A 25,524-nucleotide genomic window follows, 5' to 3' on the forward strand; every position below is an offset into this window, starting at 1 on the left:
TGCGAAGACAGCTTTCCAATGAAAGATCTAAGGAGGATGATGGAGATGAACATAAGTGCAACCGAGATAGAGTGGCAATTGCTAGCCAATAAATCATTGAGTGGGGAATGTTTAACGCTAGAGGAAGGGCTATCTGTGCTCAATGCCGACAATGATGAGATACTGCCATTGCTAGAGGCTGCATTTAAGGTCAGAAAACATTATTACGGTAAAAAAGTGAAGCTGAATATGATCATCAACGCCAAAAGCGGCCTTTGTCCCGAGGATTGCGGCTATTGCTCGCAATCCATCGTTTCGACGGCGCCAGTTAATAAATACACCCTGCTCGATAAAGACACGTTGCTTGCCGGCGCACGTGAAGCCATGGCACGCAAAGCTGGAACTTATTGCATCGTAGCAGCAGGAAAAGGTCCGACAGACAGAGAGCTAAATCAAGTGGTGGATGCGGTTAGAGAAATCCGTGAAACGATGCCGCTAAAAATTTGTGCATGTCTAGGCATTCTGAAGGACGAGCAAGCCGAACGTCTTGCAGAAGCGGGCGTACATCGATATAACCACAACTTAAATACAAGCAAAGCCAATTACCCATCTATCACCACGACCCATACTTACGACCAACGTGTTGAAACAGTGGAAAAAGTAAAGATGCACGGCATGTCGCCCTGCTCCGGTGTCATTATCGGCATGGGCGAGACAAATAAGGAAATTGTTGAAATGGCTTATGCACTCCGCGGGCTTGATGCGGATTCGATTCCGATTAATTTCTTGAATGCTATTCCGGGAACTCCTTTGGAACATGCAGGCCGAACGCCGTCAATGAAAGCTCTAAAGGTACTGGCCCTGTTCCGGTTCATCTGTCCGTCTAAAGAAATCCGAGTAGCTGGCGGCCGTGAGGTCAACCTCCGTACGCTGCAGCCGCTATCACTGTACGCTGCAAACTCACTTTTTGTAGGTGATTATTTAACAACAGCTGGGCAAGATGTTTCGACGGATCATCAAATGATTGAAGATTTGGGGTTTGAGATTGAATTAAGTGCCCTTTAAGGTGGTGTCCTCGACTATGAACTGGATGGAAAAAGAACTATCGGCAATGGAAGACGCCTCGTTGATGCGTACTTTATGTTTAAGTAGCTCAATCCTGGGGTGTCCTGGCTATACGGTTCGTGGAGAACGCAGGCTGCTCAACCTATCATCCAATGACTATCTTGGACTCTCCCAACACCCCGCCATTATTGAAGTGATGCGCGAGGAGCTGCTTATCGAAGGATCTGGAGCCGGTGCTTCGCGTCATGTAACAGGGAACCGGGCGTCTTATGGCCGACTTGAAGAAGCACTGTCCGGTTGGCAGAACTGCGAAGCAGCGCTTGTTTTTGCAAATGGATATATGGCGAATTCTGGTGTTATTGGTGCTCTAGTAGGCCGGGGGGATGTTGTTTTCAGCGATCAGTTAAACCATGCCAGCATTGTGGACGGCACTATATTGAGCCGTGCGGAGCTCGCCAGGTATCGTCATAACGATATGGAACATTTGCGTACGTTAATGAATAAATACCGTGATAAACGGCGAAAGTTGATCGTTACAGACGCCGTCTTCTCCATGGATGGCGATCAGGCACCCTTGCGTGAACTGGCTCATCTCAAATGTGAGTACGGGGCGATGCTGATGGTGGACGAGGCGCACAGCGGTGGGATCTACGGTGATCTAGGTGAGGGATTGTGTCATGAGCTCGGAGTGGATGTGGATATTCATATGGGAACGTTCAGTAAATCGTTCGGCGTGTATGGAGCTTATGTATGCGGTAGCCGCACACTCATTCGTTGGCTGGTAAATAAGGCAAGGCCGCTCATCTATTCAACAGCGCTGCCTCCTTCTCTTATAGCTGGTATTTCAAAAGCATTAGAATTGGTACAAACTGAGCATTGGCGCCGTGTACGGCTTCGCGAAGCTGTTACGCTTTTTCGATCCTCGCTTAGCGCGGCAGGTTTTGATGTCAGTGCCGGCGATTCTCCAATTGTACCGATAATCATCGGCGATAATGATACAACTCTGCGTTTCAGTGGTGCTCTGGAAGAGGAAGGGATCGCGGCGGTTGCCATACGTCCACCTACTGTGCCTGAGGGTACAGCTCGTATCCGCTTTTCATTGTCAGCCGTTCATACGGATAAGGAATTGATCGATGCTGCTGCGAGAATCCGTACCGTCGGGCTTCAACTGGGAGTGTTGAGTCTATGATTGCTTCGGATAGCAATCAAGTGAAAATTCAGCAAAAGCCAAGCAGGACCATCTTATGGCTGAGCGGATGGAGCATGCCGGATACGGTTTTCGATCGACTTCGCGAGTTACTGCCGGATTTTCATCATATTTCTGTCGATTACAGTGATGCCGATTCTCCCGAGACAATGCTGCTGCTCACTGAAACAGCGGCACAAAATTTGATGATTACAGAGTGTAAGACAAGGGCTGACCGTGGTCAGCTGTTGATCGGAGGCTGGTCGCTCGGCGGATTACTGGCTTTGAGACTAGCGGCCAAAAGACTTGCTGATGGTCTAGTGTTGTTTGCGGCTACAGCTCGGTTTACCCGTTCCGTTGAAGAGAGGGACCGCGGCTGGGCAGATGCCTATGTTAGGCAGATGATGAAGGGACTCATGAAGGACCGACAGGGCGTTGAAACCAAATTTCGACAGCATATGTTTACGGAAGCGGAATGGGAGGCCGGTCTTGGCAAAAGATTTCCTCTCATTGGCAGTTGGACAACTCCGGCACTAATTGCCGGTCTTCAGATTTTGCGAAGTGAGGAAGTCTTGTCTGGGCTGCCGGAAATTGAATGTCCAGTTCTTCTTGTTCACGGCAGGGAGGATAAGATTTGTCCTTTCAACGCTGCGGCAGAGCTTGTGGCACAATTGCCTCAAGCAGAGTTACTTTCCATAGCCGACTGCGGTCATGCGTCGTTTTTGGGAAGAGAAGATGAGATAGCTGAGGAACTGAGGCGGTGGTGGGATGAACAGTAGGATGACTGATATTGAGTGTCAATTTAACCGAAGTTCAGCGGGCTCGTATGATGTTCACGCCAAAGTGCAGCGCCTTATGGCAGAGCAGCTTGCCAAATCTCTCATCCCGTGGAAGGAAGAAGGAGTTATAGAGGCATCTAACATTCTTGAGATTGGCTGTGGAACGGGTACTCTGACCGGAATTCTGGTTAACGAATGGTCCAAAGCATCCATTATTGCACTCGATATTGCACCAGGGATGATCAAAGTCGCGGAGCAACGTGTCCGATCAGGTATGGCAAGTCACTTAGCTACCAACAGTTGTCAACCGGATCGAGTAAGTTTTATTCATGCCGATGTAGAAAGGTGGTCGGCAGATGCACAAGAAGCCTCGTTCGACCTCATTGTCTCCAATGCTTGCTTTCAATGGCTTGAAAATCCGAAGCAAACAATACGTCACCTTCGGCAGATGCTTCGTCCTGGAGGCTTACTGGTGTTCGCAACATTCGGGCCGGAAACGTTTATCGAGCTGCATCAGTCATTTAATGATGTGTATAGAGCCAGCGGCATGGATCCACAGCGGCACGGACTGTCTTTTCAATCCGATACTCAGTGGAAAAACTTGCTCATGGAAGCAGGGTTTTCTAGTATCCAAAAAGAGCGTTCGATTCAAAAAGAAACGTATTCATCCGTTAGAGATTTTCTCCATTCGGTTAAAGCAATGGGAGCTAGCACTTCAGAAGCAGTCGCTACGCCTGGCCTCAGCTCGCGACGGCTGTTCGCCAACATGTATAAGGCATATGAAGATAAATTCAGCATAAAGGGAGGCATCGCTGCCACTTATGATCTTCTTTTGATCCAAGCTAGGGTCTCTCATTCATATGTTCATAGATAGAAAATCAGATATCTTCTGAAGCCGGGGTCCTGTACCTCGGCTTTTGGTTTTTAGGCGTTCATGGTAACCTATTGAAAAGACAAAAAATTCGTCGTGCCGGTGGAGGTGCCTAAACGTTGAGCATAGAGCCTATTTCGGATCATCTGCAGGAGCATTTAAGGATACTTTTCGTGGGGTATAACCCCAGTATACGATCTGGAGAAACGGGTCATCATTATGCGAATCCAAGCAATCGCTTTTATCGGATCCTTTTCCAAGCGGAATTAACACCTCGGCTGTATAAACCTCAAGAGGATGGGGATCTGCTGAAGCTTGGGTATGGATTTACGAATATCGTGGCTCGCCCTTCGTTAACGGCTGCTGAAATTACGCCTGAGGAATACCGAGAAGGTCGACTTATTTTGAAACAAAAGATCAAGGCTTTTCGACCTCGTGTTACCTGTTTTGTAGGAAAAGGGGTATATGAACAGTATAGCGGCCGTAGGGGGATGAGTTGGGGGAGTCAACAGGATCCGGTGGTTGAAGGTGTGATCGACTATGTATGTCCCTCCTCTAGTGGGCTTGTTCGGATGAAGCTTGAAGATATGGTAGCAATTTATAGCGGCATCAAGAAATATATTGAAACGGAGTTGGGGAACGGATGAATATCCCATGGTTGGAGTGGGCCAAAGAAATTCAGGCGATTAGTCAAGCCGGACTTACCTATGGTGAGAATGGTTATGACTTGGAGCGATACGAGGCGCTGCGCAAGATCAGCGTGGAGATGATGAGTTATTTCTCAGAGACACCGATCGATAAGGTGACGGCTTTGTTCGCCAGCGACACGGGGTATCAGACGCCGAAAGTAGATATTCGGGCCGTCGTCTTGAGAGAGAACAAGCTGCTGCTTGTGAAGGAAAGAGCTGACGGTGCTTGGGCTTTGCCTGGGGGCTGGGCGGACATCGGCCTTACACCGTCGGAGGTCGCCGTCAAGGAGACCCGCGAGGAAGCTGGCTATGATGTCAAGCCGGTGCGATTGCTGGCGGTCTTCGATAAGAAGCGCCACGCACACCCACCCTCGGCAAACCACGTGTACAAGATGTTTATCTTGTGCGAGCTGGTGGGCGGGAAAGCACTTGAAGCCGGTCTGGAAACGACCGGTGCCCAATTCTTCGGCGAGAGCGAGCTGCCGCCGCTCTCGGTGGAGCGAAACACCGCTGAGCAACTGCAGCGGATGTTCGAACTTGCCCGTGACCATACAGCGCAGACGCTGCTCGACTAGCCAAACGCTCAAGGTCTTAACGCTTAAGTACAGGTTTCAATTGTGCGATGATTTCCTCCATTTGCTTTGAGGATTGTTCGTACATTTCTTTTGCATCTTTATTTTTCGTAGTAAGCCCAAACAACATCAGATCGCCTTCGCATTTTTTTAATGTAGCAAATAAGAATGCCTTTTCTTGCGGCAGGGGGACTTTGATCTTGTCGTCATACAAATCCACAAACAATTGGCCGTAAGAATCGACTTGACCTAGAAATACATTTTCAACTGTCACAGCCAGTTTATCTAATTCTGTTTGCAACCATCCCCGGCTAAAACCGATGGTGGCCAATGCTTCGTTCATAATGTTACCGTCTATGATAACGGTTTGGGGCTCCTTCTCCGGGGCGACTTTGATGCCCAAATGACTTGGAGTCAGCGGTTGGTGTTTACGAGCTAATAGAACATTAATATCTCCACTTGCTTCCATGATAGCAAATTCAACATCAGCCACTTTAAATGCGGATTTCTTTCTTAATTGTTCCATGAGTTCATCGAGGGTGAGTCGTTCTTTCTTTAAATTATCTTCCAAAATTTTTCCGTCTCTAATCAGTACGGTTCCTTTACCATCAATAAAATCCCGCATTTTTTTACTTTTAAGCTGCAAGAATTCAATGATTAAAGAGCATGCAACCCAAACGGATATGGATACCAAACCTAGAAACCAATTCGCATCCAAATCTAATGAGATGTAAGCTGCTAGACTGCCAATTGTAATACCCGTAATGTATTCGAAGAAGGAAAGCTGAGAAATTTGTCTTTTACCCAACAACTTTGTCATAACGAAAAGCACGACTACTGCTAATAATGTACGTAAAACAATTTCAAGCCAAGTTGGCACAGGGGGTCCTCCTCTTTTATTAACCCTAATCAATTGGTTTAATTGTTTGTATAATTATTGAAAGTTATACAAAAACAAGATATTAAATCCAGTGCCGGTAATAAAGTGAAAGTATTAAGTAGACGGTTCCCCAAAAGGGAGCACGTTTAGCGGCTCGTACGCCGGCTGACGGCCCAAGTGGCTGCGGTAGAGGACGATGTCCTCTACTCGCCATGAGGGCCAGCCGCCGGCAGGCGCCCCAGCCGCTGCTAGGGCGGAGCGCTTGAAAGGCCCCGCCGCTGTGCGGTAGCGGCGGGCTAGTGTAAGGTGCGGCCGGTAGGCGCGAGCCTCGGCCGGGAAGCCGTGGCGGGCGCAGACGCCGGCGACCTCGCGCTGCAGCGCAGCAAGCGCGTTTAGGTCGCCGGAGAGGCCCGCCCAGAGAATCGACGGCGCCGCCGGAGGTCCGAACACGCCGAGGTCCTCGGCGTGCAGGGTCAGCGGCAGCGCAGCTGCAGCAAGCTGGCGCAGGTCGGCCGCCAGCGCTTCAGCCGTCTCGGCGGATGCGTCGCCGAGGAAGCTTAACGTGACGTGGACATCCTGCGGATGCGTCCACTTTTGGAAAGGCAGCACCTTTTGGATGCTGTCTTTCCATATGTCGAGCACCCGCTGGACGTCTTGCGGGAGCTGAATCCCTACGAACAGCCGATACATTTCGGAGGCGTTTGTTGAACTTTGTGTTTTTGTTGAACTTTGTGTGTTTGTGGAACTTGAAGCGTTTGTTGAACTTTGTGTTTTTGTTGAACTTTGTGTGTTCGTGGAACTTGAAGCGTTTGTGTGATTTGAGGTGTTTGATTGTTCAGAATTTGCAGCGTTTGTAGATCTTTCTCCTATCGAATCAAGCATTATCATAAGTAATTAGGCTCCTTTTGTATCCAAATCTGTTCTCTTCTTCGTACTTCTCCTAGCATTGCCAACTGAGGTTTTACTTGATGCATGAGGAGAATATTGCTATCATAGCGATAATACAAAAAAGCAAAGGTGTGGTCATTCATGGGAAATAGGGCCTATAACTTTAACGCAGGGCCTGCGGCATTACCGCTCGAAGTACTGCAGAAAGCACAAGAGGAGCTTGTCGAATTTAAAGGCATCGGCATGTCCATTATGGAAATTTCTCACCGCAGCGCGGAGTTCGAGCAAGTACATAATGAAACGCAGCAATTGTTGAAACAAATTTTTAGCATCCCTGATGGGTACCAAGTGCAGTTTCTGCAAGGGGGTGCGAGTACACAATTCGCCATGATTCCGCTTAATTTTCTAAAGCCAGGTAAAGTAGGCAGCTATGTGCTTACAGGTGCATGGGCGGAGAAAGCTGTTCAGGAAGGAAGCTTGTTCGGAGAAGTTGCCATCGCAGCAAGCTCGAAAGAACAGAAATTTATGAAAATTCCGAACTTGAATGAAATCAACATTCATCCGGATTCTGCTTATCTGCATCTGACTTCGAACGAAACGATTGAAGGTGCTCAGTTCCAAAGCTTTCCAGATACAGGGAATGTGCCGTTAATTGGGGACATGTCCAGCGATATCTTGAGCCGTCCTGTTGATATTTCGAAATTCGGCATGATTTATGCAGGAGCGCAAAAAAATCTAGGTCCTTCTGGTGTAACGGTGGTTATTATCAAGGAAGATTTATTGCAAGATCTGCCTAAAACGATTCCAACCATGCTTCGCTACGAAATCCATAGCAAAAACAATTCCCTATACAATACACCACCAGTATATTCAATCTACATGATGAACCTGGTATTGAAATGGATTCAGGAACAAGGTGGACTAGCTGTTATCCAAAAAAATAACCTTGAGAAATCAGGTCTAATTTATAGCGCAATCGACCAAAGCGGCGGTTTCTACCGTGGACCAGTTGATGCGGGCAGTCGTTCCGCGATGAACATCACGTTCCGCTTGAAGGATGAAGAGCTGGAGAAGAAGTTCATTAAGGAAACCGAACAGAACGGATTTGTTGGGTTGAAGGGTCATCGCAGTGTAGGCGGTTTGAGAGCATCTACGTATAATGCTGTTCCTTATGCATCATGCAAAGCGCTCGCTGAATTCATGAGTGATTTCCAAAAACGCAACGGTTAAGAAATAAGATTAGGCTATTCACGGCACCCTCGTGTGCGCGTGAATAGCTTTTTTTGCTTCTGGATAGGAATGTGGCATCATCGCTATTAACGACCTTAGAAGGACTCTGGGACGGTTTGGTGAGCTTGTATTTGGGGCGGGATAGATCTATAGCTAGTGAGATCAAAGCCCTAGTCTTGCTTTCGACAAATTCGAAAATTTCAAGTCAAAATTGAAAATAAATTTTCAAAGCCTTCCGAGCCACGTCCTGTCTAGGTTTACGTATTTTAATAGTCAAAACGAGCCATTTTGCTCGTTGACAAACACAATATATTGATATAAATTTGAATCTATCAACTAGATATCGTAAAAAAAGCGAAACACACAACTACTAGAATTTGTGAAAAAATAGAATCAAATTCCGTGATAAACCGCGTGATTACCGCCTTTTTCCTAGGTCGCGTAATCCTGAAATTCGCATATATTGTCGAAAAGACATGGCGTATTCCTCTTAAATTGCACGGAATGATTCATTTGTTTACTACATATAGGGTTACTTACATAAGCGGTACTAAATAGAGAATAAGAGAGTGTTAGGAGACGGAAGCCCATGCTGATTGCTTACGATTCGAAGACGGGAAATGTTCGCCGGTTTATTGCTAAACTCAAAATGCCAGCGATTCAAATTGAGGAAGCGATGAAGATGGACGAGCCCTTCGTGCTGGTTACCTATACAACCGGTTTTGGTCAAGTTCCTCCGAAGGTAGCTTCTTTCCTAGAAAGCAATGCCTCTCGTCTTATCGGAGTAGCAGCAAGTGGTAACCGTAACTGGGGAGACGGATTTGCCAAAAGCGCAGATACGATCTCACAGCAGTACGATGTGCCTGTGTTAACCAAGTTTGAGTTATCCGGCACCAAAAATGACGTAGAACGATTTGTTCAGGGGGTACATGCAATTGCGGCACATTGAGCTGAATAATTTATTGATGCAACGCGGAGCGGATGGCTTTTTCCAACTAGAGAAGGATAAAGAAGCTGTTGAAGTTTTTATGAAGGAAGTCCACAGTAAAAGCCTCACTTTCCCCGATACTTCTTCTAAAGTTCGTTATATGATCGATCATAACTATTACGAGAACGTATATGAGAAATATACGCAAGATGAAGTTAACGATGTTTATCAAGTGGCCCACGATAATCAATTCGAGTTCGCCTCCTACATGGCAGCTTCGAAATTCTATACGGATTACGCGTTACGCAGTGATGATAAATCTTTATACCTGGAACATTTCCCGGATCGCGTTGCTATTGTTGCTTTGTACTTGGGACGTGGGAACGTAGAAACTGCGCGAGTGCTTGCAGTATCGATGATGGAACAACGCTTGCAACCAGCGACACCAACGTTCCTTAATGCAGGTAAGAGCCGCCGAGGCGAAATGGTATCCTGCTTCCTGCTGGAGATGGACGACTCTCTTAATTCTATTAACTACGTGCTAGCTACCTGCATGCAGCTTTCCAAAATTGGCGGTGGCGTAGCCGTTAACTTGTCCAAGCTTCGTGGACGCGGGGAAACGATTAAAGGTGTGGAAAACGCCGCAAAAGGTATTATGCCGGTTCTTAAGCTCATGGAGGATGCGTTCTCCTACGCAGATCAAATGGGGCAGCGTAAAGGTTCCGGAGCCGCTTATTACAACATTTTCGGCTGGGACGTTATGGAGTTCCTAGATAGTAAGAAAATTAATGCGGATGAGAAATCTCGCCTGAAGACACTGTCCATCGGTCTCATTGTACCGAACAAGTTTTACAAGTTGGCTGAAGAGAACAAGCCGCTGCATGTATTTGCTCCTTACACGGTACTACAAACCTATGGTAAGCATTTGGATGATATTGATCTCGATGAGATGTATGATGAACTGCTGGCCAATCCGAAAGTGAAGAAAAAGGTTGTCATGAGTGCGCGTGACATGCTAGTTAAAATTGCGACTACCCAACTGGAATCCGGTTATCCATATATGATGAACCGTTCGAATGCTAACAGGGATCATGCCCTGAAAGGTATCGGTACGATTAAAATGTCTAATCTCTGTACTGAGATTTTCCAACTGCAAGAAACTTCGGAAATCAACGATTACGGCCAAGATGACCTTATTCTTAGAGATATCAGCTGTAACCTTGCTTCCATGAACATTGCAAACGTAATGGATCGTAAGAAGCTGCGCGAAACCGTTCACGAGGGCATGATTGCCTTGACTTCGGTTAGTGATATGACGACGATCAGCAATGCGCCGGGGGTTGCCAAAGCAAATCGTGAGCTGCACTCCGTTGGTCTCGGTGTTATGAATCTTCATGGCTACTTGTCTAAGAACAAAATTAGCTATGAGAGTGATGAAGCCAAAGATTTCGTCCGCACGTTCTTCATGGCTATGAACTATTATTCGATTGAGCAAAGTATGGAAATTGCCAAATCATCGGGGCAAACCTTCGAAGGCTTTGAGCTATCCGAGTATGCGAATGGCGCCTATTTCAACCGGTACATAGAGACGGATTACCGTCCGCTTACGGATAAAGTGAAGTCCTTGTTTGAGGGAATGCCGATTCCATCACCAAGCGACTGGGCCAAGTTAAACGAAGATGTAAAAACCAATGGTCTTTATCATGCTTACCGATTGGCCGTTGCTCCAACACAAAGCATTTCTTATATTCAAAATGCAACCTCGAGTGTCATGCCGATTGTTGAACCGATCGAGACTCGAACTTATGCGAACTCAACTACGTACTATCCGATGCCTTTCATGGCACGTGATAATTTCTTTTACTATAAATCTGCTTATCAAATGGATCAGTTTAAGATTCTTGATCTTATTGCAGAAATTCAAATACATGTGGATCAAGGGATTTCAACGATTTTACATGTAAATAGCGATGTTTCGACGAGACAACTTGCTAAACTATACCTCTATGCGGCACACAAAGGACTTAAATCGCTCTACTACACGCGAACGAATCAGCTATCCGTTGAGGAATGCGTCAGCTGCTCGGTGTAATTTGGAAGGGGATTAAATATAAATGAGTACGGCCACTACCCTAAATAATGCCAGGAAAGCTGTGAATTGGAATCGTCCCGATGATGATTTTACGATCACTTTCTGGAATCAAAATATTATGCAGTTCTGGACAGATGAGGAAATCCCATTATCTGATGATAAAATGTCATGGATCACGTTAAGCGGTGAAGAACGTGAGCTATACATGAAAGTACTCGGTGGGCTTACGCTGCTTGATACCATGCAAGGCGGCGTCGGCATGCCGAAGATTCTTGAGCATGTCGATGGGCTGCAGCGCAAAGCTGTGCTAAGCTTCATGGGTATGATGGAACAAATACATGCGAAGTCTTACAGCAGTATTTTCACCACGTTGTCTACAACGGAAGAAATCAATGAGCTCTTCCTGTGGGTGGAGCGTAATCCTTACTTGCAGTTCAAGGCAAATAAAATTTCCCTTTTCTATGAAAATATTAGAACGACTAAAGAGCTGTATTTAGCTATGGCAGCATCTGTCTTGCTGGAGAGCTACTTGTTCTATAGCGGCTTCTATTATCCGCTTTACTTAGCCGGACAGGGTAAAATGACAAGCAGTGGCGAAATCATCGATTTGATTTTACGCGATGAGAGTATTCATGGTCTGTATATCGGTGTCCTGGCACAAGAGGTTTATGCGCAGTTAAGCCCTGCGGAACAGGATGAGGCATACACAACATTGTGTGCCTTGCTGAAGGAGCTTCATGCCAATGAGGAAAGCTATACTGAAAGTCTATATGGAACCTTGGGCTTGGCAGAAGAAGTGAAAGCTTTCTTACGGTACAACGCGAATAAAGCGTTCATGAACCTGGGCGTAGACCCAATTTTCGAAGAAGAGGATATTAATCCGATTGTTCTTAACGGTCTGAGCACGAAGACGAAGCAGCATGACTTTTTCTCGAAAAAGGGAAATGGATATGTACGTACGATTCACGTTGAAGCGTTGACGGATGATGATTTCCTTTTTGGGGATTGAACATAAAGTAGGACCTGACGGTTTTCGTCAGGTCCTTTGTTGTCTTTTGAGTTAAGGGGTAAGCGGGCTGACCTCACTGTCGATTCATTCATCCATCCTTGTTCTACATGGAGTTGTTTAAATCGGAATCCATCATCAAATATGTTGACATGAGGTTGCCGGATGAATGAATGATTCCATATACTCGGTTGAATGATGTTGAAAGTGCAACAATTGCTGCCTAGATCCCGCCTCTCACCCTTCGTTGTTGCATAATGTACAACAATTTGGCCCCAAACGGGCCATTTCGCAACAAATGGGTTCGAAATGTTGTACAAACTGCAACTTCAAAGACCAAAAAAGCCGTTGGGCGCGTGAATTGTTGTAGAAATTGCAACAATTAATAAACACTCGATCATACAATGACGGTGTAATCTGAAACGGGATTGTTTACATGGAGTTGGATCCGCATTACTTTGAAATTCAGGTGGGGTGGATTCCATGTAATTGAAAGTTCTATTCAAATGTTTCGGATATGCTTAGCTTTGAAGCTAAGTGGAATAGCCGATAATATATGAAATAACTTCAATCCTTCCATATTTTCTGTATAATGATGGTGAAAGCAGTTACAACATGGTGATGAGGGGTAATCCAATGAGTCTTGCTCGAATCCGGTTCAACAAACGTAGTGTTATCGTTACGTGGCTTATATCTTATATCTCTGTACTTCTTATCCCGATTATTATTAGTGGGATTCTATACGCAGCTGCCTGGCATGTGGTGGAATCGGAAGTCAACCGTGCGAACAAATCAGCCCTGGAGCAGATGGAGCAAGCGATCGATAACAGCCTTCGCGGTATTGAACGGTTAAGCTTGGAAATCGCTTTAAGTAAATTGGTAACCGGTTTCATGAATACGGTGAAGCCATTGACGGATAGTGACTATTACGATTTGGTCAGCATTGCCAACGATCTGCGAGTATATCAGACTGCGAATGATTTTATTGAACAAATCTACATTTACTACCGGAATAGCGACACGGTTATATCCACACGTGATCACACGAACAGCCGTATGTTGTTCGAAAAGATTCGCGAGAAAGACGCGATGAGCTACGAGGAGTGGGCGAAGTTTTTTGATAAGCCTTACATCCAGGAATACGCACCCATTACGTTTAGGGAAGACGGCCATTCAGTCAAAGCTGTGATGTATGCCAAATCCGTCATACTCGCCAACCCAGATCATCCAGGCGCGGTCATTTTATTTGTCATTAAGGATTCCAAATTGCTGGATAATATTCCATCCACTTCGGATCAAACCTCGATAGCGGTCTTAGATAAGGAAAACCGTCTAGTTGCTTCGACTGGTTTCGAATCTAGAGCTGATTTTCTGGATTACGACAAGCTCTCTGGAAAAAATGGGATGTTTATCAGCGCGGATTCTGGTAAAAAGGCAGCTGTTTCCTATATCACCTCTGGCAGCACAGGGTGGAAATACATATCGACGATACCCGCTGAATTATTTGACGACAAGATGAAATACATGAAGAAGCTAATTTACGCCAGTGTTATTTTAAGCCTTATCATGGGCGGACTTGTTACCTACCTCTTTTTGAGAAAAAATTATAACCCAATCAACCTACTGATTCGAAGCTTTTCAGTGAAATCAGGGATATCTTTTCATGAAGGCTCGAACGAGTATGGATTTCTACAAGATGCATTGAATAATACGTTTGCGGAAAAAGAACAGATTGACCGTCGTCTGCATCAGCATCGTGATGCCATTCGTTCCCATTTTCTACAGGGGCTGCTGAAAGGTCGTTTGGAACAAAATGTCCCGATTCATGAATCGCTTGCTGCCCACGATATTCGGTTGGCTTCACGGTATTTTGCTGTTCTGTTATTTCACATCGAGCATTTCGGCAAGTTTGAGATCGACGAGTATGCTGCTCCTGAGAAGGTGAGGATGCTGCATTTCATTATTATGAATGTCGCTGAAGAAGTGATCGTTCATGATAATCGGGCTTTCATTACGGAAGTAGACAATATGCAAGCGTGCATTGTAAATTTCGGGACAGATCCGGATTCGCAAGAGTTGAAGCGTATTGCCGAGCAGGTGAAGTCATTCTTGCTGGACCATTTCCATGTCCATTTGACAGTGGCGATCAGCGGCATCCATCAGGAGCTATATGGGATCCCTACAGCGTACCAGCAAACCTTGGCAGCCTTGGAGTACCGGCTCGTTATGGGGAGCGGTGAAATTATTGGGTACGATGATTTACCGAGTTCAGAAACGATTAGGCAATCCAGAAGTTACTACTATCCATTACCTGTTGAGCATCAGCTGATCAATTTTGTGAAGTCAGGGGATTTTGAAAAATCGAGTGCGATCATAGGTGAAATTATCGAGATTAACGTATCGGATGCGTCCTTATCTGTACCGCTCGCCAAGTGTCTCATGTTTGATTTGATCAGTACGCTTCTGAAAACGATGGATGAAATCGGTACGAGCAGCAATAATCGAGCGTTAATCGTAAAAACCGACCAAATCGACCGATTGATGAGCAGTTCAACCATCAAAGAGATGAAGGTACAGATTCGTGAAGTACTGAATCAGGTGTGCCGATTCATTCAAGAAGACCGTCAACAGGAGCACAACCAACTTAGTCAGCAGGTCACCCTGTATGTCAAAAGCAATTACGCTGAGGAGAATCTGAACATCTCGATGGTGGGTGATAAGTTCGGGTTAACGCCTTCCTATTTATCCAAACAGTTCAAAGCACAGACAGGTGAAGCCTTGCTTGATTTTATCAGCAGAACCCGATTAGAAGAGGCAAAGCGGCTGCTTTCTCTTCAAGTCTTATCTGTCACGGACATTGCGAAAAGAGTCGGATACTCCGATATGAATACGTTCAATCGGATTTTCAAGAAATTCGAGGGCATTACACCGGGCAAATATAAAGATATTCAATGACATACAAGGGGCCGTACAAGCATGCTTGCGCGGCTTTTCCGTTTTTACATAGCAATTGCGTAAATTGAAGGTTGATTATTATCGATTTTAATGATGCAGTTTCGGTTTTAACGATATCCGATTCATCGTTTTCGTTACATAATGAAACCACGGTGCACCGAAGTGCATAGAACCAATTCATACGAGGGGGATTTACATGGGGAAATATATGAACAAGAAGTCTATTAGTATGGCATTAAGTGTTGTAGTCGCATCTAGTGTGTTCGTTGGTTGTTCCAAACAAGAGGCAGGTGGGAGCACTACTTCACCTAAAGCATCTGCTGGTCCAACAGCGGCTGGAGCTAAGTATCCAATTAGTACGCAAGAAACGTTAACGTCCTGGGAACAGATGGACACGAACTTGGCATCTTTTGTTCCAAATCTGGCAGAATCAACGTTCGGCATGCAGCTTGAGAAAGAAACCGGTGTGAAAGTGAAGTATACACATCCGGCTGACGGGCAATCAAAGGAGCAGTTCAATCTGATGATTGCATCCAATAAATTACCGGATGTTATTGAATATAACTGGGGCGGAGGCGGGACTGCCGCTTATCCAGGCGGACCTGAGAAGGCGATTGCAGATAAAGTCATTCTTCCACTCAATGATTTGATCGACAAGAATGCGCCGAACTTAAAGAAATTGCTTCAGCAAGACAAGGAATTAGACAAGATGATCAAAACGGACAGCGGCAAATATTACGCATTTCCGATGATTCGTCCCGACAATGGGTTAGTATTCCGAGGACCTATGATTCGCAAGGACTGGCTGGATGAATTGAATCTGCAGGTTCCTAAGACCATCGATGAATGGTATACGGTGTTAAAAGCGTTCAAAGAAAAGAAAGGCGCAACCGCACCATTTACTGCTCAGTATAGCAGTGAGCTGAACATTCAGGACGCATTCATTGGCGCCTTCAAAACAGCCAATCGGTTCTATATCGATGATCAAGGCAAAGTCAGATACGGTCCAATCGATCCGCAGTTTAAAGATGCTTTGACCTTGCTGCGTAAATGGTATGCGGAAGGACTGCTTGATAAAGACTTTGCACTTAACACGGATTCCAAAGCGTTGGACAACAAATTAATGAGTGACAGTGCGGGAGCAACTGTAGGTCTATTAAGCGGCGGTATGGGCAGATGGATGGATACCGGGAAGAAGAAAAACCCGAAATTCCAGCTGGTTGCAGCACCATATCCGACCTTGAAGCAAGGGGAACGCGCTTTTATCGGACAGCGTGACTTCAAGTACAATCCGGTTGCCAGTAAAGCGGTAACCGGCGATTCGAAGAATGCAGAGCTTGCAGTTAAATGGTTGGATTATGCTTACGGTGAAAAAGGTGGCTTGCTGTTCAACTTCGGAATTGAAGGCGAGAGCTACAAGATGGAAAACAATGTCCCGAAATTTACCGAAAAAATTACTAAAAACGAGAAGTTTAATCTTCAACAAATGGTATCTCAGTATACGAAGCCAAATGGTCCATTTCCAGGTGACGCCCGAAAAAGCTTCAATACATTCAAGGAGCAGGACGAAGCGATTAAAATTTGGGGTGAAACGGACGCGGCTAAGCATGTAATGCCACTTTTCATAACTCCGACGATAGAGGAAAGTAAAGAATTGGCCAAATTGAATACCGCGATTTCGAGTTATAAAGAAGAAATGTTTGTGAAGTTCGTTATGGGCAAGGAACCTCTCGACAAGTTTGATGAGTATGTAAAACGCATTCAAGAAATGGGTATCGACAAGGTAACGAAAATAAACCAAGATGCACTCGACCGCTACAACAAACGATAACACCCTTCGGGCATCTTGCAGGTGAATACGGAATATGACGCCGTCTCTGTAGAAAGCGGTTCGTATTCACCTGCAAGGAAGTAGCCCAAGGATAGAGAGGGAGCAGAGAAATGAACACAATCAGTCCTGAAACGGTTATGCCCTTCATACCGAAAAAGAGATCCCGACTAGGGATATTGATCGATATCCGTAAAAATAAACTGCTATATGTGATGCTCTGTCCCGTGCTGCTTTATTATGTGATCTTCCATTATGGACCGATGTATGGTGCTATTATTGCCTTTAAGGATTTTTCTCCACGCCTTGGCATTTGGGGGAGTGATTGGGTAGGCTTTGAACATTTTCAAGCATTCTTTACCGGACCTTATTTCTGGAGGACAATAAAAAACACAATACTTATCAGCTTCTATCAGCTCTTGTTCGGATTTCCGGCACCGATCGTACTAGCGCTACTTCTCAATGAAGTGAGACATGCCTTATTTAAACGCACGGTGCAGACTATTACGTATATGCCTCATTTCATTTCACTAGTTGTCATCTGCGGCATCATCAAGGATTTCACCGTCAGCGATGGCGTAATGAATGACATCATTGTCTTTTTCGGCGGGGAACGAACGACATTTTTACTTGAACCGAGCTTTTTCCGTTCCGTCTATGTAACGTCGGGTGTGTGGCAGCATATCGGTTGGGGTACGATCATCTTTCTGGCGGCTTTGACCGGTATTGATCAGGAGCAATATGAAGCTGCTAAAATAGACGGCGCAGGCAGGTGGAAGCAAATGACGAATGTGACGCTTCCCGGCTTAATGCCGACGATCATCATTCTGCTCATTTTGGAGGTCGGAAGAATGATGAACATCGGGTTCGAAAAGATCATTTTGCTTTATAATCCAGGCACTTATGAAACCGCGGATGTGATATCTTCTTACGTGTACCGGGTTGGTTTACAAGATTTCAATTATAGCTTTAGCTCAGCAGTTGGCTTGTTCAACTCGGTGATCAATTTTATTCTGCTGATTTGTTCCAACTGGTTAAGTCGGAAATTTAATGATACTAGCTTATGGTAGAGAGGAGGGCATATTTATGCTGAACCGGACCACATTTTCAGAAAAAAGCTTCGATTCCATCAACGTGATCTTCTTGACCTTTTTGATGATCATTACGATATATCCTATTGTTTATGTGGCTTTTGCCTCCATTAGTGACGCTGGAGCTCTGATGGGGCACAAAGGCATTTTATGGCGGCCGCTCGGATTTTCACTGGATGCTTACACGAATGTGTTTCGAAACCCCATGATCCTGAAAGGATACGGGAATACGTTTTTTGTTGTGCTGGTGGGTCTGTTTTTCAATATCGTGCTTACAGCTTTCGGGGCCTATGCGTTATCAAGGAAAAGCTTGGCCTACCGTAAACCGCTTCTGCTGTTTATCGTGTTTACCATGTTTTTCAGCGGTGGTTTGATTCCTCTCTACTTGACGGTTAAAGGAGTAGGATTGGTCGATTCACTATGGGCGCTCATTATTCCTCAAGCGATTAACACCTTTAATCTCATTCTGATGAAAACGGCGTTCGAAGCGATTCCTGATGCCTTGGAGGAGTCGGCTAAAATAGATGGCGCGAATGACTTTGTCATTTTGTTTCGGATCATTTTGCCGCTTTCCATGCCGGTTATTGCCGTTATGTTATTGTATTATGGCGTCAGTCATTGGAATTCTTGGTTCAATGCGATGATTTTCTTGCAGGACCGGTCGCTCTATCCGCTGCAGCTCGTGCTGCGCGAAGTTTTACTCCAAGGGGAAGCAAGCTCAAACTTAGGGGCCTCGGATGGCGCCTCAGCAATGCTCTCGGTTACGTTAAAGTACGCGACCATTATTGTGGCAACGGTACCGATTCTGCTTGTTTATCCGTTTCTCCAAAAATATTTCGTCAAAGGCGCTCTGATTGGAGCGATTAAAGGATAGGGGAGGGTGCTTGCAATGAATGACATAGAATGGGAACATTTTATGGCCGACAATGATATGGAATGGGTCGTGAAGCCTGTCAGTTGGGATGAAGGGGCTTTCATTGGTAATGGTTCGATCGGCGCTATGGTATATGGGGAGGAAAATGCGAAAAAACGGCACGTGCTCCGTTTTGTCACGGGACGTACTGATGTTACAGCAAGCCGGACTGATAAACCCGGATTTCCTCCACGCGTACCCATTGGTGAGCTTGACCTTGAGATGGAAGGCATGATTTATCACCCGACGAGTATGCGGGTGGACTTATGGAACGCAGAGCTTCGTGCTATTTTGACGACGACCCGGGGCGAGGTAAAGCTTCGTTCCATTGTTCATAGCGAAGAACCGGTCATGGCGATCGAGATCGAGAGATCAGAAGGGGAAAGGGCTGCGCAGTTTGCGTGGTACGCCTATCCGGAAGTTGATCACGTACTGAAAAATGCGGATGGCTTTAATTTAAATCAATATATACCTGCAACTGATGTGGAAAAAACGGTTAGAGATGGCGTGAACCTTAATATTCAGCGTTATTCAGGCGAGGATGGCTGTGTAACTGCCTGGAAGGAAGTCCAAGTGTCGCCGAATCGCCGAGTTTGCTTCATTTCCGTTATTAAAGGTCATAAAGAAGCTGCAATTGGTAAAGCGCTGGATGCGGTTGTTCAAGCCTCTAGCGGTGATTTCGATGCATGGATAGGCGTTCACCGTCGGTGGTGGCACAACTATTATCGGCTAAGCTTCATCTCGGTTCCGGATGGGCGGCTCCAAAGCTTCTATTGGATACAAATGTATAAGTTGGCTTCAGCCACACGTGCGGATCAGCCCTTGATCGATAATCAAGGTCCGTGGCTTACTTCAACGCCATGGCCGGGCGTTTGGTTTAATATGAATGTGCAAATGAGTTATTCACCGGTCTATACCGCGAATCGATTGGACATCGGGATGTCGCTGGTTCGCGCTTTAGATGAAAACAGAGAAAATCTAATAAACAACGTGCCGGAGTCCTGCAGGCATGATTCCTCAGGACTTGGTCGCAGCTGCAGCTATGATTTGCTGGCTGAGGTAGATGATGAAGTAGGGAATTTGAATTGGATTTGCCATAATGTGTGGCGGCAGTATCGGTACAGCATGGATGATGAGATGCTAAGCACCATCTTATTTCCTCTTTTACGTAGAAGTGTAAATTATTATCTTCACATTCTTGAAGAAGGCGATGACGGTAGTCTGCATCTTCCGCCTACCATTTCACCTGAATATGGCTCTTTTATGAAAACGAAGGTACGCGATTCTCATTACGATCTTGCTTTATTGCGCTGGGGCTGCCAAACCCTTTTGGAAATATGCCAGCGGTTAACGGTGGAAGATCCGCTTACCGGGAAATGGAAGGAAGTTCTGGAAAGGCTGACTCCGTTACCTGTAGATGAGACGGGATTTATGATTGGACAAGACACGCCTTTAGCATACGGTCACCGACATTTCAGCCATCTGCTTGCGATTTTTCCACTCCATTTGATCGGTTGCGATAAGGAAGAGGATCGGAAGCTGATCACAACCTCGCTTCGTCATTGGATCGGGAAGGAAGGCGACTTGCGCGGGTTCAGCCTAACTGGGGCGGCTTCAATAGCTGCTATTCTCGGCTCAGGAGATGAGGCCTTGCGTTATTTGCAAACGTTGATGTTGATGATTAAACCGAATACAATGTATAAAGAAGCAGGACCTGTTATCGAAACGCCATTTGCCGGTGCAGAAGCGATACACGACATGCTGCTTCAAAGCTGGGGAGGCAAGATACGGGTATTCCCAGCTGTGCCGGGCGAGTGGCAAGATGTGTCTTTCGAAAATTTGCGAACCGAAGGAGCATTTTTAATTAGCGCTGTACGTCGTGACGGTGAAACCCAAATGATTCGAGTGAAAAGTTTGGCTGGGGAGCCGTGTATCATCAAGACAGGCTGGAACGGTGTAGTTTGCTGGACGATAACCGGAACCAAAGCTGCTGAGCACACCGTTTATGTAAAGTCGGGTGAGGACGAGATCGTATTGGATTTGAGCCAGGGGGATGAAGCGATCCTTTCCCGAGGTGATGAGGTGTCTGACTGGCGAATCGTTCCCGTAGAATCACCGCGGAAGGTTGCCCGCTATTTCGGCGGACATAAGCCTTGGCGTCTTTACGGATTTTAACAGGTGAAAATTCAAAGTAGGAGGATGTGCAAAATGGGAGTGCCATTCAAGCAAGGAGACATCGTATTATTTCAAGGTGACAGTATTACGGATGCCGGAAGGGTTAGGGAAAATCCCTCTGATTTGGGCAAAGGATATGCGCTGATGACTTCAGCATTGTTCGGTTCATCTTATCCTGAACAACAGGTTACATTTCTGAATCGGGGGATTAGCGGGAATCGAGTGAAAGATCTTCGTTCTCGTTGGGAACAGGATTGTATCGAACTGGGGCCGAGCTGGGTATCGATCTATATCGGTATTAACGATTGCTGGAGACGATATGACCGGAACGATCCTACATCTGTGGAACAATTCGAAGAAGGTTACCGGGAACTGCTTGTCCGCACGAAAGAGGAGCTTGGGGCCAAGCTTATTATGATCGAGCCATTCGTGCTGCCAGTGCCGGAAGACAGGAAACTATGGCGTGAGGATCTCGATCCCAAAATTAATGTCGTGCGGGAATTAGCACGGGAATTTGGTGCCCTTTTGGTTCCGCTTGATGGTATATTCGCACAGGCTTCGATGCTCGCACCCTCCAGCTTCTGGGCGCCAGACGGCGTGCACCCGTCACCGGCAGGACATGCGCTTATAGCCAAAGCTTGGATTAAGGCGGTCGGGGCGGCAATATAAGTGATGGCCTTATATATATGCGTTCATTGTACATAGAGAAAAGCCCCTGAGTTGGAGTTGTCAGGGGCTTTTTCGTATTGGTGCTCCGCCGAATGCGGAAGGGGAAAGGCGAAGAGGCAATTAAGCCAGCGATTCCTTCACGACAGGCGCCGTTAGCTTATAGCCAACGTTCCTGATGGTCATAATATATTCCGGATTGCGTGCATTGTTCTCAATTTTATCCCTCAGATGAGAGATATGCACATCGACGATGCGGGTATCTCCAAGGAAGTGATAGTCCCACACCCCATGGAGAAGCTGCTGCCTGCTAAGGACTTTGCCGCGATGCTTACACAGGAAGAGCAGCAGCTCGAATTCCTTAGGTGTAAGTTCAATCGGGGAGCCATTCACCATGACTTCGCGTTGATCGGCTTTAATAGCGATTTGGCCAATCGTGATGGGCGCATTTTCTGTCGAGGACGGTAAGGTTTGGATTCGTCGATGTATGGCCTGTATACGAGAAATGAGCTCCTGCGGTGAAAAGGGTTTGGTCATATAATCGTCAGCGCCGTTATCCAAGCCGGCAATTTTATCCGTGAGATCTTGCATAGCTGTAAGCATAATAATAGGTACGAGGTTATTCTGGTTTCTAAGCTTGCGGCACACTTGGAACCCGTCCATCTTCGGCAGCATTAAGTCGAGAACGATGAGATCGGGGCGAAACGTTTGGATGGCATCGAAGACAGCTTCGCCGTCAAACACGCAATGGACATCAAAGCCTACAAGCTTCAAGTTGAACTCTATAAGCATGGAAATGGAAGGTTCGTCATCAACAACTAGGATTTTCTTTTTCATCGATGGGTGGACTCCTTTTATCGAGGATAACTCTATTATGACAGCGCTCTATCATCGAGATATTAAGATAAAGTTAACCCTGTGTAAAATTGCATTCCGCATTCGCTTATAATAGGATAGAGATTGAGGTGAATTTGACAGAGATGGCATTTCATATTGTATTAGTAGAACCCGAAATTCCTGCAAACACAGGTAACATTTCCAGGACGTGCGCAGCTACAGGCACGTATCTCCATTTGGTTAGACCGCTTGGATTTCAGACGGATGACAAGACGTTAAAACGCGCTGGATTAGACTATTGGCACTCGGTTAAGCTAGAGTATCATGACTCATTTGATGAGGTGCTAGAGGCTTACAAAGAACATCGTTTTTTCTTTGCAACAACGAAGGCAACTAAACGTTACACAGATTTTACATTTCAGGACGGAGATTTTTTTGTATTTGGCAAAGAAACCAAAGGACTTCCTGAGGATCTGTTAGCTCAGCATCCCGAAACATTACTGCGGTTGCCAATGTCAGATGCGGTCAGATCGCTAAATTTATCGAATTCGGCAGCAATCATGCTGTATGAGGGCTTGCGGCAGATCGGTTTCGTCGGTCTTGATTAGAACTTAAGGCCTATCAATATTAGGGCTGAGCCGACATATTTGACAGGAAAAGAAAGTTTCAGCATGTTATTAGCAGGAGTTTCTTAAATGACGGCGAATAGTATTCCGTATCAGTCCGTATAGATATGCTAGATGAAGTAGAGAGCATGGAAAACGTGAGCGGAAGAGAGGTGAAGTCCTATGATGAAGCCAGCCGGAGTCGTGCGTAAAGTCGATCAATTGGGACGTATTGTACTGCCTAAATCGCTAAGAAAGCGATATCAAATGAATGAGGGAGATCCTGTCGAAATTTTGGTGCAGGGTGACCATATCATACTGGAGAGATATCGTCCAAAATGTGTATTTTGCGGAAGTATGGAAAGTGTAAGTGAATTCAAAGAGCGCTATATTTGCGGCGTATGTGTAACTGAAATGAACTTGCTAAAGGTAAGAGCATAAAAGAAAAAGCATCGTTTCTCCTAAGGAGAAGCAGATGCTTTTTTTGTATTTCTATAGACCTTTTGTTTTGTCATCGTTATAGGAAGACGTCAACATAGCGACGATGAATAATACAAAAACGGTGTTAACGAGCCAAAATGTTGTTGATAAACCAAACATTGCTGCACCTCCATATATAGGGACCTTTGAGCGTGCTCAAAGTCTCTCTGCTTTGGGATCTTTTAACGTGCTAAAAGTCTCTCTGCTTTGGGATCTTCGAGCATAGTTAAGGCTTATTATACCCAACCATTCTAAAAAAAGAAACGAATAAAGTGTGAATAATTTCGGTTATTTAAAAAATAGAAAGTTGGTGGCCAGCGGTCTAAGCTTCCCATCCGATGGGCGATTAATGACGCTGCCTCCCATGACTAAAGTGGTAGAGCCGCCCCCATCCAAGTTATACGCATCGACAATGCCTAATTGCTGCATTTTGTCCTGCAGCTCAGCAAGAGTTGCTCCCGAATTACCGCTCTCATCGTAGCCGTCGGTCACAATAAACAACAGCTGGTCGTGCTTGTAGTTAGCCATGATGGTCCGCGCTGCTCTTGCCGGAGAACTTTGCCACTGATAGGGAATCGACGTCCTGTTACCATTCTTCAGGAGAACCGGGACGAAGGTAGATCCCATGAGTGGATTTAACTTATCAAGCTCAGACTGAGAGATGAACTTACCGCCAATGAGCTTGCGGTCTTTATTCAAGCCAATGAAGGTCGTATCGTTGTTGGTAGGAAAGAAGCCATTCACATACTTCCCATTCATCATGGTTGTATCCAGCGGATAACGTTTGCCTTTGTTGTCATCGGCGAAGCCTCCTGCGTTCACACCGGCGATAGCCCCATAACGTGTGACGGCATCTAGCGTTGTTTCACTGGAGCCGATTTTATCCTTGCCAAGTACAAGCTTAATGGCCTTATCGCTCTTAAGGTTTACTTTAAGCGCATAACCTTTATAGTTGCTTTCATTCAAAGCGAATAGTTTCAAGTCAATATTCCCGGAAGAAGCTTGTCTGATTGGGCTGCCGAGCTTGGCCGTTATCCGTGCATCATAGATAATGCCCGGTTTGGCTGCTTGTGCTGCAGCGTTCTGGAGCATGGCCGCTACTTCCGCAGCGCTTTTCTCATAAAGTTCGAAATATTGCTGAATGGTGGATTTGGTTTGCACAGCATCGGCATTCGCTTTGGTCAGCAAGTTATCGAGCGTGACCGTTTCTTGATGAAAAGAGATCGGCGTAGACACTTTATGTACCAACGGGTTGATTGGGACAATCGCCGTAACGAATAGCAGCCAAATCAGCATCCCCAGAAACGGGGCGCTTGCAAGTAGAAGGACGCGGTTGATTTGTTGAATGCTATTTACGTTCATTACTTTAGCACATCCAGATTCTTTTGCAGTTCTTCCAACTTCTTCTTTACGTCGGCAAGCTGCGTATAAAGCTGGTTGCTATTATCGGTTTTGCTGTTAGCGCTGTCCTTCGTGAAAGCCAGCAATTCATTCAGTGAATCTACCTTGGTCTGTAGAGCTTTCATATCTGTCGTAACGCTATCTTTCAATTGGGTAACTTGCTTCTGATAGTCTTGTTGAACCACTTGCAGTTGTTGCTGGGTTTGCTGTGCGATATCGGTTGCAATTTTTTGCCTCAAATGCTCGGTGTACATCATAGCTGCTGCCACTCCGATTGCGATCAGCATGACCCAACCCACAAATAAGTAGACGTACGTTTTCTTTCTTACCTTGGTAGCCTTCGAAGCAGCGCGAGGGAAAGAATTCGCAGTCGTAGTCTCGATGGGCATGTTCATGAAAATCACCTCT

General features: G+C 45.8%; 23 protein-coding genes. 18 read left to right on the forward strand and 5 right to left on the reverse strand.

What is annotated here, in order from left to right; all coding sequences use genetic code 11:
- Positions 1 to 45 precede the first annotated feature (45 nt).
- The 6 genes from bioB (at position 46) to QFZ80_RS02685 (ending at position 5,144) form a co-directional block, all read left to right on the forward strand.
- A complete protein-coding gene (gene bioB / locus QFZ80_RS02660) occupies positions 46 to 1,044 on the forward strand; it encodes a biotin synthase BioB (protein ID WP_307557104.1) in 999 nt (332 codons plus the stop codon).
- A 16-nt stretch (positions 1,045 to 1,060) separates the two neighbouring features.
- Positions 1,061 to 2,233: an 8-amino-7-oxononanoate synthase gene (bioF, locus tag QFZ80_RS02665; protein WP_307557106.1), complete on the forward strand. Its 1,173-nt coding sequence runs from the start codon at positions 1,061 to 1,063 to the stop codon at positions 2,231 to 2,233.
- Positions 2,230 to 3,009, forward strand: a complete 780-nt coding sequence (locus QFZ80_RS02670) for an alpha/beta hydrolase (protein ID WP_307557108.1) — start codon at positions 2,230 to 2,232, stop codon at positions 3,007 to 3,009. The genes bioF and QFZ80_RS02670 overlap by 4 nt, the downstream gene beginning before the upstream one ends.
- A complete protein-coding gene (bioC, locus tag QFZ80_RS02675; RefSeq protein ID WP_307549131.1) occupies positions 2,999 to 3,883 on the forward strand; it encodes a malonyl-ACP O-methyltransferase BioC in 885 nt (294 codons plus the stop codon). The genes QFZ80_RS02670 and bioC overlap by 11 nt, the downstream gene beginning before the upstream one ends.
- Before the next feature lie 122 nt (positions 3,884 to 4,005).
- The gene (locus QFZ80_RS02680) at positions 4,006 to 4,527 is read left to right on the forward strand and encodes a mismatch-specific DNA-glycosylase (RefSeq protein WP_307563997.1); all 522 of its coding nucleotides are present in this window, start codon (positions 4,006 to 4,008) and stop codon (positions 4,525 to 4,527) included.
- Entirely contained in the window at positions 4,524 to 5,144 is a 621-nt protein-coding gene (locus QFZ80_RS02685) for an NUDIX hydrolase (RefSeq protein ID WP_307557110.1), read from the forward strand. The genes QFZ80_RS02680 and QFZ80_RS02685 overlap by 4 nt, the downstream gene beginning before the upstream one ends.
- A gap of 16 nt (positions 5,145 to 5,160) precedes the next feature.
- Here the strand turns inward: QFZ80_RS02685 and QFZ80_RS02690 are convergent, their stop codons facing one another.
- Together QFZ80_RS02690 and thpR are read right to left on the reverse strand one after the other, a co-directional pair.
- Positions 5,161 to 6,021, reverse strand: a complete 861-nt coding sequence (locus QFZ80_RS02690; protein WP_307557112.1) for a DUF421 domain-containing protein — start codon at positions 6,019 to 6,021, stop codon at positions 5,161 to 5,163.
- 114 nt (positions 6,022 to 6,135) lie between these two features.
- The gene (gene thpR, locus QFZ80_RS02695) at positions 6,136 to 6,909 is read right to left on the reverse strand and encodes an RNA 2',3'-cyclic phosphodiesterase (RefSeq protein ID WP_307557114.1); all 774 of its coding nucleotides are present in this window, start codon (positions 6,907 to 6,909) and stop codon (positions 6,136 to 6,138) included.
- A gap of 141 nt (positions 6,910 to 7,050) precedes the next feature.
- On the opposite strand from thpR, the gene serC reads away from it, so the two are divergent.
- The 10 genes from serC to QFZ80_RS02745 all read left to right on the forward strand — a co-directional run bounded on the left by serC (position 7,051) and on the right by QFZ80_RS02745 (position 21,796).
- The gene (gene serC, locus QFZ80_RS02700) at positions 7,051 to 8,139 is read left to right on the forward strand and encodes a 3-phosphoserine/phosphohydroxythreonine transaminase (protein ID WP_307557116.1); all 1,089 of its coding nucleotides are present in this window, start codon (positions 7,051 to 7,053) and stop codon (positions 8,137 to 8,139) included.
- Between the two features lie 589 nt (positions 8,140 to 8,728).
- On the forward strand, positions 8,729 to 9,088 hold the full coding sequence (gene nrdI / locus QFZ80_RS02705; protein ID WP_047677314.1) for a class Ib ribonucleoside-diphosphate reductase assembly flavoprotein NrdI: 360 nt from the start codon (positions 8,729 to 8,731) through the stop codon (positions 9,086 to 9,088).
- Positions 9,075 to 11,159, forward strand: coding sequence for a class 1b ribonucleoside-diphosphate reductase subunit alpha (gene nrdE / locus QFZ80_RS02710; RefSeq protein WP_307557118.1), 2,085 nt, complete (start codon positions 9,075 to 9,077; stop codon positions 11,157 to 11,159). The genes nrdI and nrdE overlap by 14 nt, the downstream gene beginning before the upstream one ends.
- 22 nt (positions 11,160 to 11,181) lie before the next feature.
- A complete protein-coding gene (gene nrdF, locus QFZ80_RS02715) occupies positions 11,182 to 12,168 on the forward strand; it encodes a class 1b ribonucleoside-diphosphate reductase subunit beta (RefSeq protein WP_307557120.1) in 987 nt (328 codons plus the stop codon).
- 633 nt (positions 12,169 to 12,801) lie between these two features.
- On the forward strand, positions 12,802 to 15,120 hold the full coding sequence (locus tag QFZ80_RS02720) for a helix-turn-helix domain-containing protein (RefSeq protein WP_307549119.1): 2,319 nt from the start codon (positions 12,802 to 12,804) through the stop codon (positions 15,118 to 15,120).
- Positions 15,121 to 15,316: 196 nt separating this feature from the next.
- A complete protein-coding gene (locus QFZ80_RS02725; protein WP_307549118.1) occupies positions 15,317 to 16,951 on the forward strand; it encodes an extracellular solute-binding protein in 1,635 nt (544 codons plus the stop codon).
- 110 nt (positions 16,952 to 17,061) lie between these two features.
- Positions 17,062 to 18,018, forward strand: coding sequence for an ABC transporter permease (locus tag QFZ80_RS02730; protein ID WP_307549116.1), 957 nt, complete (start codon positions 17,062 to 17,064; stop codon positions 18,016 to 18,018).
- Positions 18,019 to 18,034: 16 nt separating this feature from the next.
- Positions 18,035 to 18,913 (forward strand): carbohydrate ABC transporter permease, encoded by an 879-nt coding sequence (locus QFZ80_RS02735; protein ID WP_307549114.1) that lies wholly within the window; start codon positions 18,035 to 18,037, stop codon positions 18,911 to 18,913.
- A gap of 15 nt (positions 18,914 to 18,928) precedes the next feature.
- Entirely contained in the window at positions 18,929 to 21,127 is a 2,199-nt protein-coding gene (locus QFZ80_RS02740; protein WP_307557123.1) for a glycosyl hydrolase family 95 catalytic domain-containing protein, read from the forward strand.
- 33 nt (positions 21,128 to 21,160) lie between these two features.
- Positions 21,161 to 21,796, forward strand: coding sequence for an SGNH/GDSL hydrolase family protein (locus QFZ80_RS02745; protein WP_307549111.1), 636 nt, complete (start codon positions 21,161 to 21,163; stop codon positions 21,794 to 21,796).
- A gap of 120 nt (positions 21,797 to 21,916) precedes the next feature.
- Here QFZ80_RS02745 and QFZ80_RS02750 read toward each other — a convergent pair whose 3' ends face one another.
- A complete protein-coding gene (locus QFZ80_RS02750; RefSeq protein WP_307549109.1) occupies positions 21,917 to 22,630 on the reverse strand; it encodes a response regulator transcription factor in 714 nt (237 codons plus the stop codon).
- Between the two features lie 143 nt (positions 22,631 to 22,773).
- On the opposite strand from QFZ80_RS02750, the gene trmL reads away from it, so the two are divergent.
- The gene (trmL, locus tag QFZ80_RS02755; protein ID WP_307549107.1) at positions 22,774 to 23,238 is read left to right on the forward strand and encodes a tRNA (uridine(34)/cytosine(34)/5-carboxymethylaminomethyluridine(34)-2'-O)-methyltransferase TrmL; all 465 of its coding nucleotides are present in this window, start codon (positions 22,774 to 22,776) and stop codon (positions 23,236 to 23,238) included.
- Positions 23,239 to 23,421: 183 nt separating this feature from the next.
- The gene (locus QFZ80_RS02760) at positions 23,422 to 23,676 is read left to right on the forward strand and encodes an AbrB/MazE/SpoVT family DNA-binding domain-containing protein (protein ID WP_047677456.1); all 255 of its coding nucleotides are present in this window, start codon (positions 23,422 to 23,424) and stop codon (positions 23,674 to 23,676) included.
- Positions 23,677 to 24,003: 327 nt separating this feature from the next.
- Here the strand turns inward: QFZ80_RS02760 and QFZ80_RS02765 are convergent, their stop codons facing one another.
- A complete protein-coding gene (locus QFZ80_RS02765) occupies positions 24,004 to 25,077 on the reverse strand; it encodes a phosphodiester glycosidase family protein (protein ID WP_307557125.1) in 1,074 nt (357 codons plus the stop codon).
- Positions 25,077 to 25,511 (reverse strand): hypothetical protein, encoded by a 435-nt coding sequence (locus QFZ80_RS02770; protein WP_047677233.1) that lies wholly within the window; start codon positions 25,509 to 25,511, stop codon positions 25,077 to 25,079. The genes QFZ80_RS02765 and QFZ80_RS02770 overlap by 1 nt, the downstream gene beginning before the upstream one ends.
- Positions 25,512 to 25,524 lie beyond the last annotated feature (13 nt).

Origin of the sequence: Paenibacillus sp. V4I7 (assembly GCF_030817275.1) — a bacterium.
GTDB lineage: Bacteria > Bacillota > Bacilli > Paenibacillales > NBRC-103111 > Paenibacillus_E.

Bases quoted from the DNA above. Each gene is read 5' to 3' on its own strand.
- bioB (WP_307557104.1), top strand. From the start codon at position 46: ATGAACATAAGTGCAACCGAGATAGAGTGGCAATTGCTAGCCAATAAA.
- bioF (WP_307557106.1), top strand. From the start codon at position 1,061: ATGAACTGGATGGAAAAAGAACTATCGGCAATGGAAGACGCCTCGTTG.
- QFZ80_RS02670 (WP_307557108.1), top strand. From the start codon at position 2,230: ATGATTGCTTCGGATAGCAATCAAGTGAAAATTCAGCAAAAGCCAAGC.
- bioC (WP_307549131.1), top strand. From the start codon at position 2,999: ATGAACAGTAGGATGACTGATATTGAGTGTCAATTTAACCGAAGTTCA.
- QFZ80_RS02685 (WP_307557110.1), top strand. From the start codon at position 4,524: ATGAATATCCCATGGTTGGAGTGGGCCAAAGAAATTCAGGCGATTAGT.
- thpR (WP_307557114.1), bottom strand. From the start codon at position 6,909: ATGATAATGCTTGATTCGATAGGAGAAAGATCTACAAACGCTGCAAAT.
- serC (WP_307557116.1), top strand. From the start codon at position 7,051: ATGGGAAATAGGGCCTATAACTTTAACGCAGGGCCTGCGGCATTACCG.
- nrdI (WP_047677314.1), top strand. From the start codon at position 8,729: ATGCTGATTGCTTACGATTCGAAGACGGGAAATGTTCGCCGGTTTATT.
- nrdF (WP_307557120.1), top strand. From the start codon at position 11,182: ATGAGTACGGCCACTACCCTAAATAATGCCAGGAAAGCTGTGAATTGG.
- QFZ80_RS02720 (WP_307549119.1), top strand. From the start codon at position 12,802: ATGAGTCTTGCTCGAATCCGGTTCAACAAACGTAGTGTTATCGTTACG.
- QFZ80_RS02725 (WP_307549118.1), top strand. From the start codon at position 15,317: ATGGGGAAATATATGAACAAGAAGTCTATTAGTATGGCATTAAGTGTT.
- QFZ80_RS02730 (WP_307549116.1), top strand. From the start codon at position 17,062: ATGAACACAATCAGTCCTGAAACGGTTATGCCCTTCATACCGAAAAAG.
- QFZ80_RS02735 (WP_307549114.1), top strand. From the start codon at position 18,035: ATGCTGAACCGGACCACATTTTCAGAAAAAAGCTTCGATTCCATCAAC.
- QFZ80_RS02740 (WP_307557123.1), top strand. From the start codon at position 18,929: ATGAATGACATAGAATGGGAACATTTTATGGCCGACAATGATATGGAA.
- QFZ80_RS02745 (WP_307549111.1), top strand. From the start codon at position 21,161: ATGGGAGTGCCATTCAAGCAAGGAGACATCGTATTATTTCAAGGTGAC.
- QFZ80_RS02750 (WP_307549109.1), bottom strand. From the start codon at position 22,630: ATGAAAAAGAAAATCCTAGTTGTTGATGACGAACCTTCCATTTCCATG.
- trmL (WP_307549107.1), top strand. From the start codon at position 22,774: ATGGCATTTCATATTGTATTAGTAGAACCCGAAATTCCTGCAAACACA.
- QFZ80_RS02760 (WP_047677456.1), top strand. From the start codon at position 23,422: ATGAAGCCAGCCGGAGTCGTGCGTAAAGTCGATCAATTGGGACGTATT.
- QFZ80_RS02765 (WP_307557125.1), bottom strand. From the start codon at position 25,077: ATGAACGTAAATAGCATTCAACAAATCAACCGCGTCCTTCTACTTGCA.
- QFZ80_RS02770 (WP_047677233.1), bottom strand. From the start codon at position 25,511: ATGAACATGCCCATCGAGACTACGACTGCGAATTCTTTCCCTCGCGCT.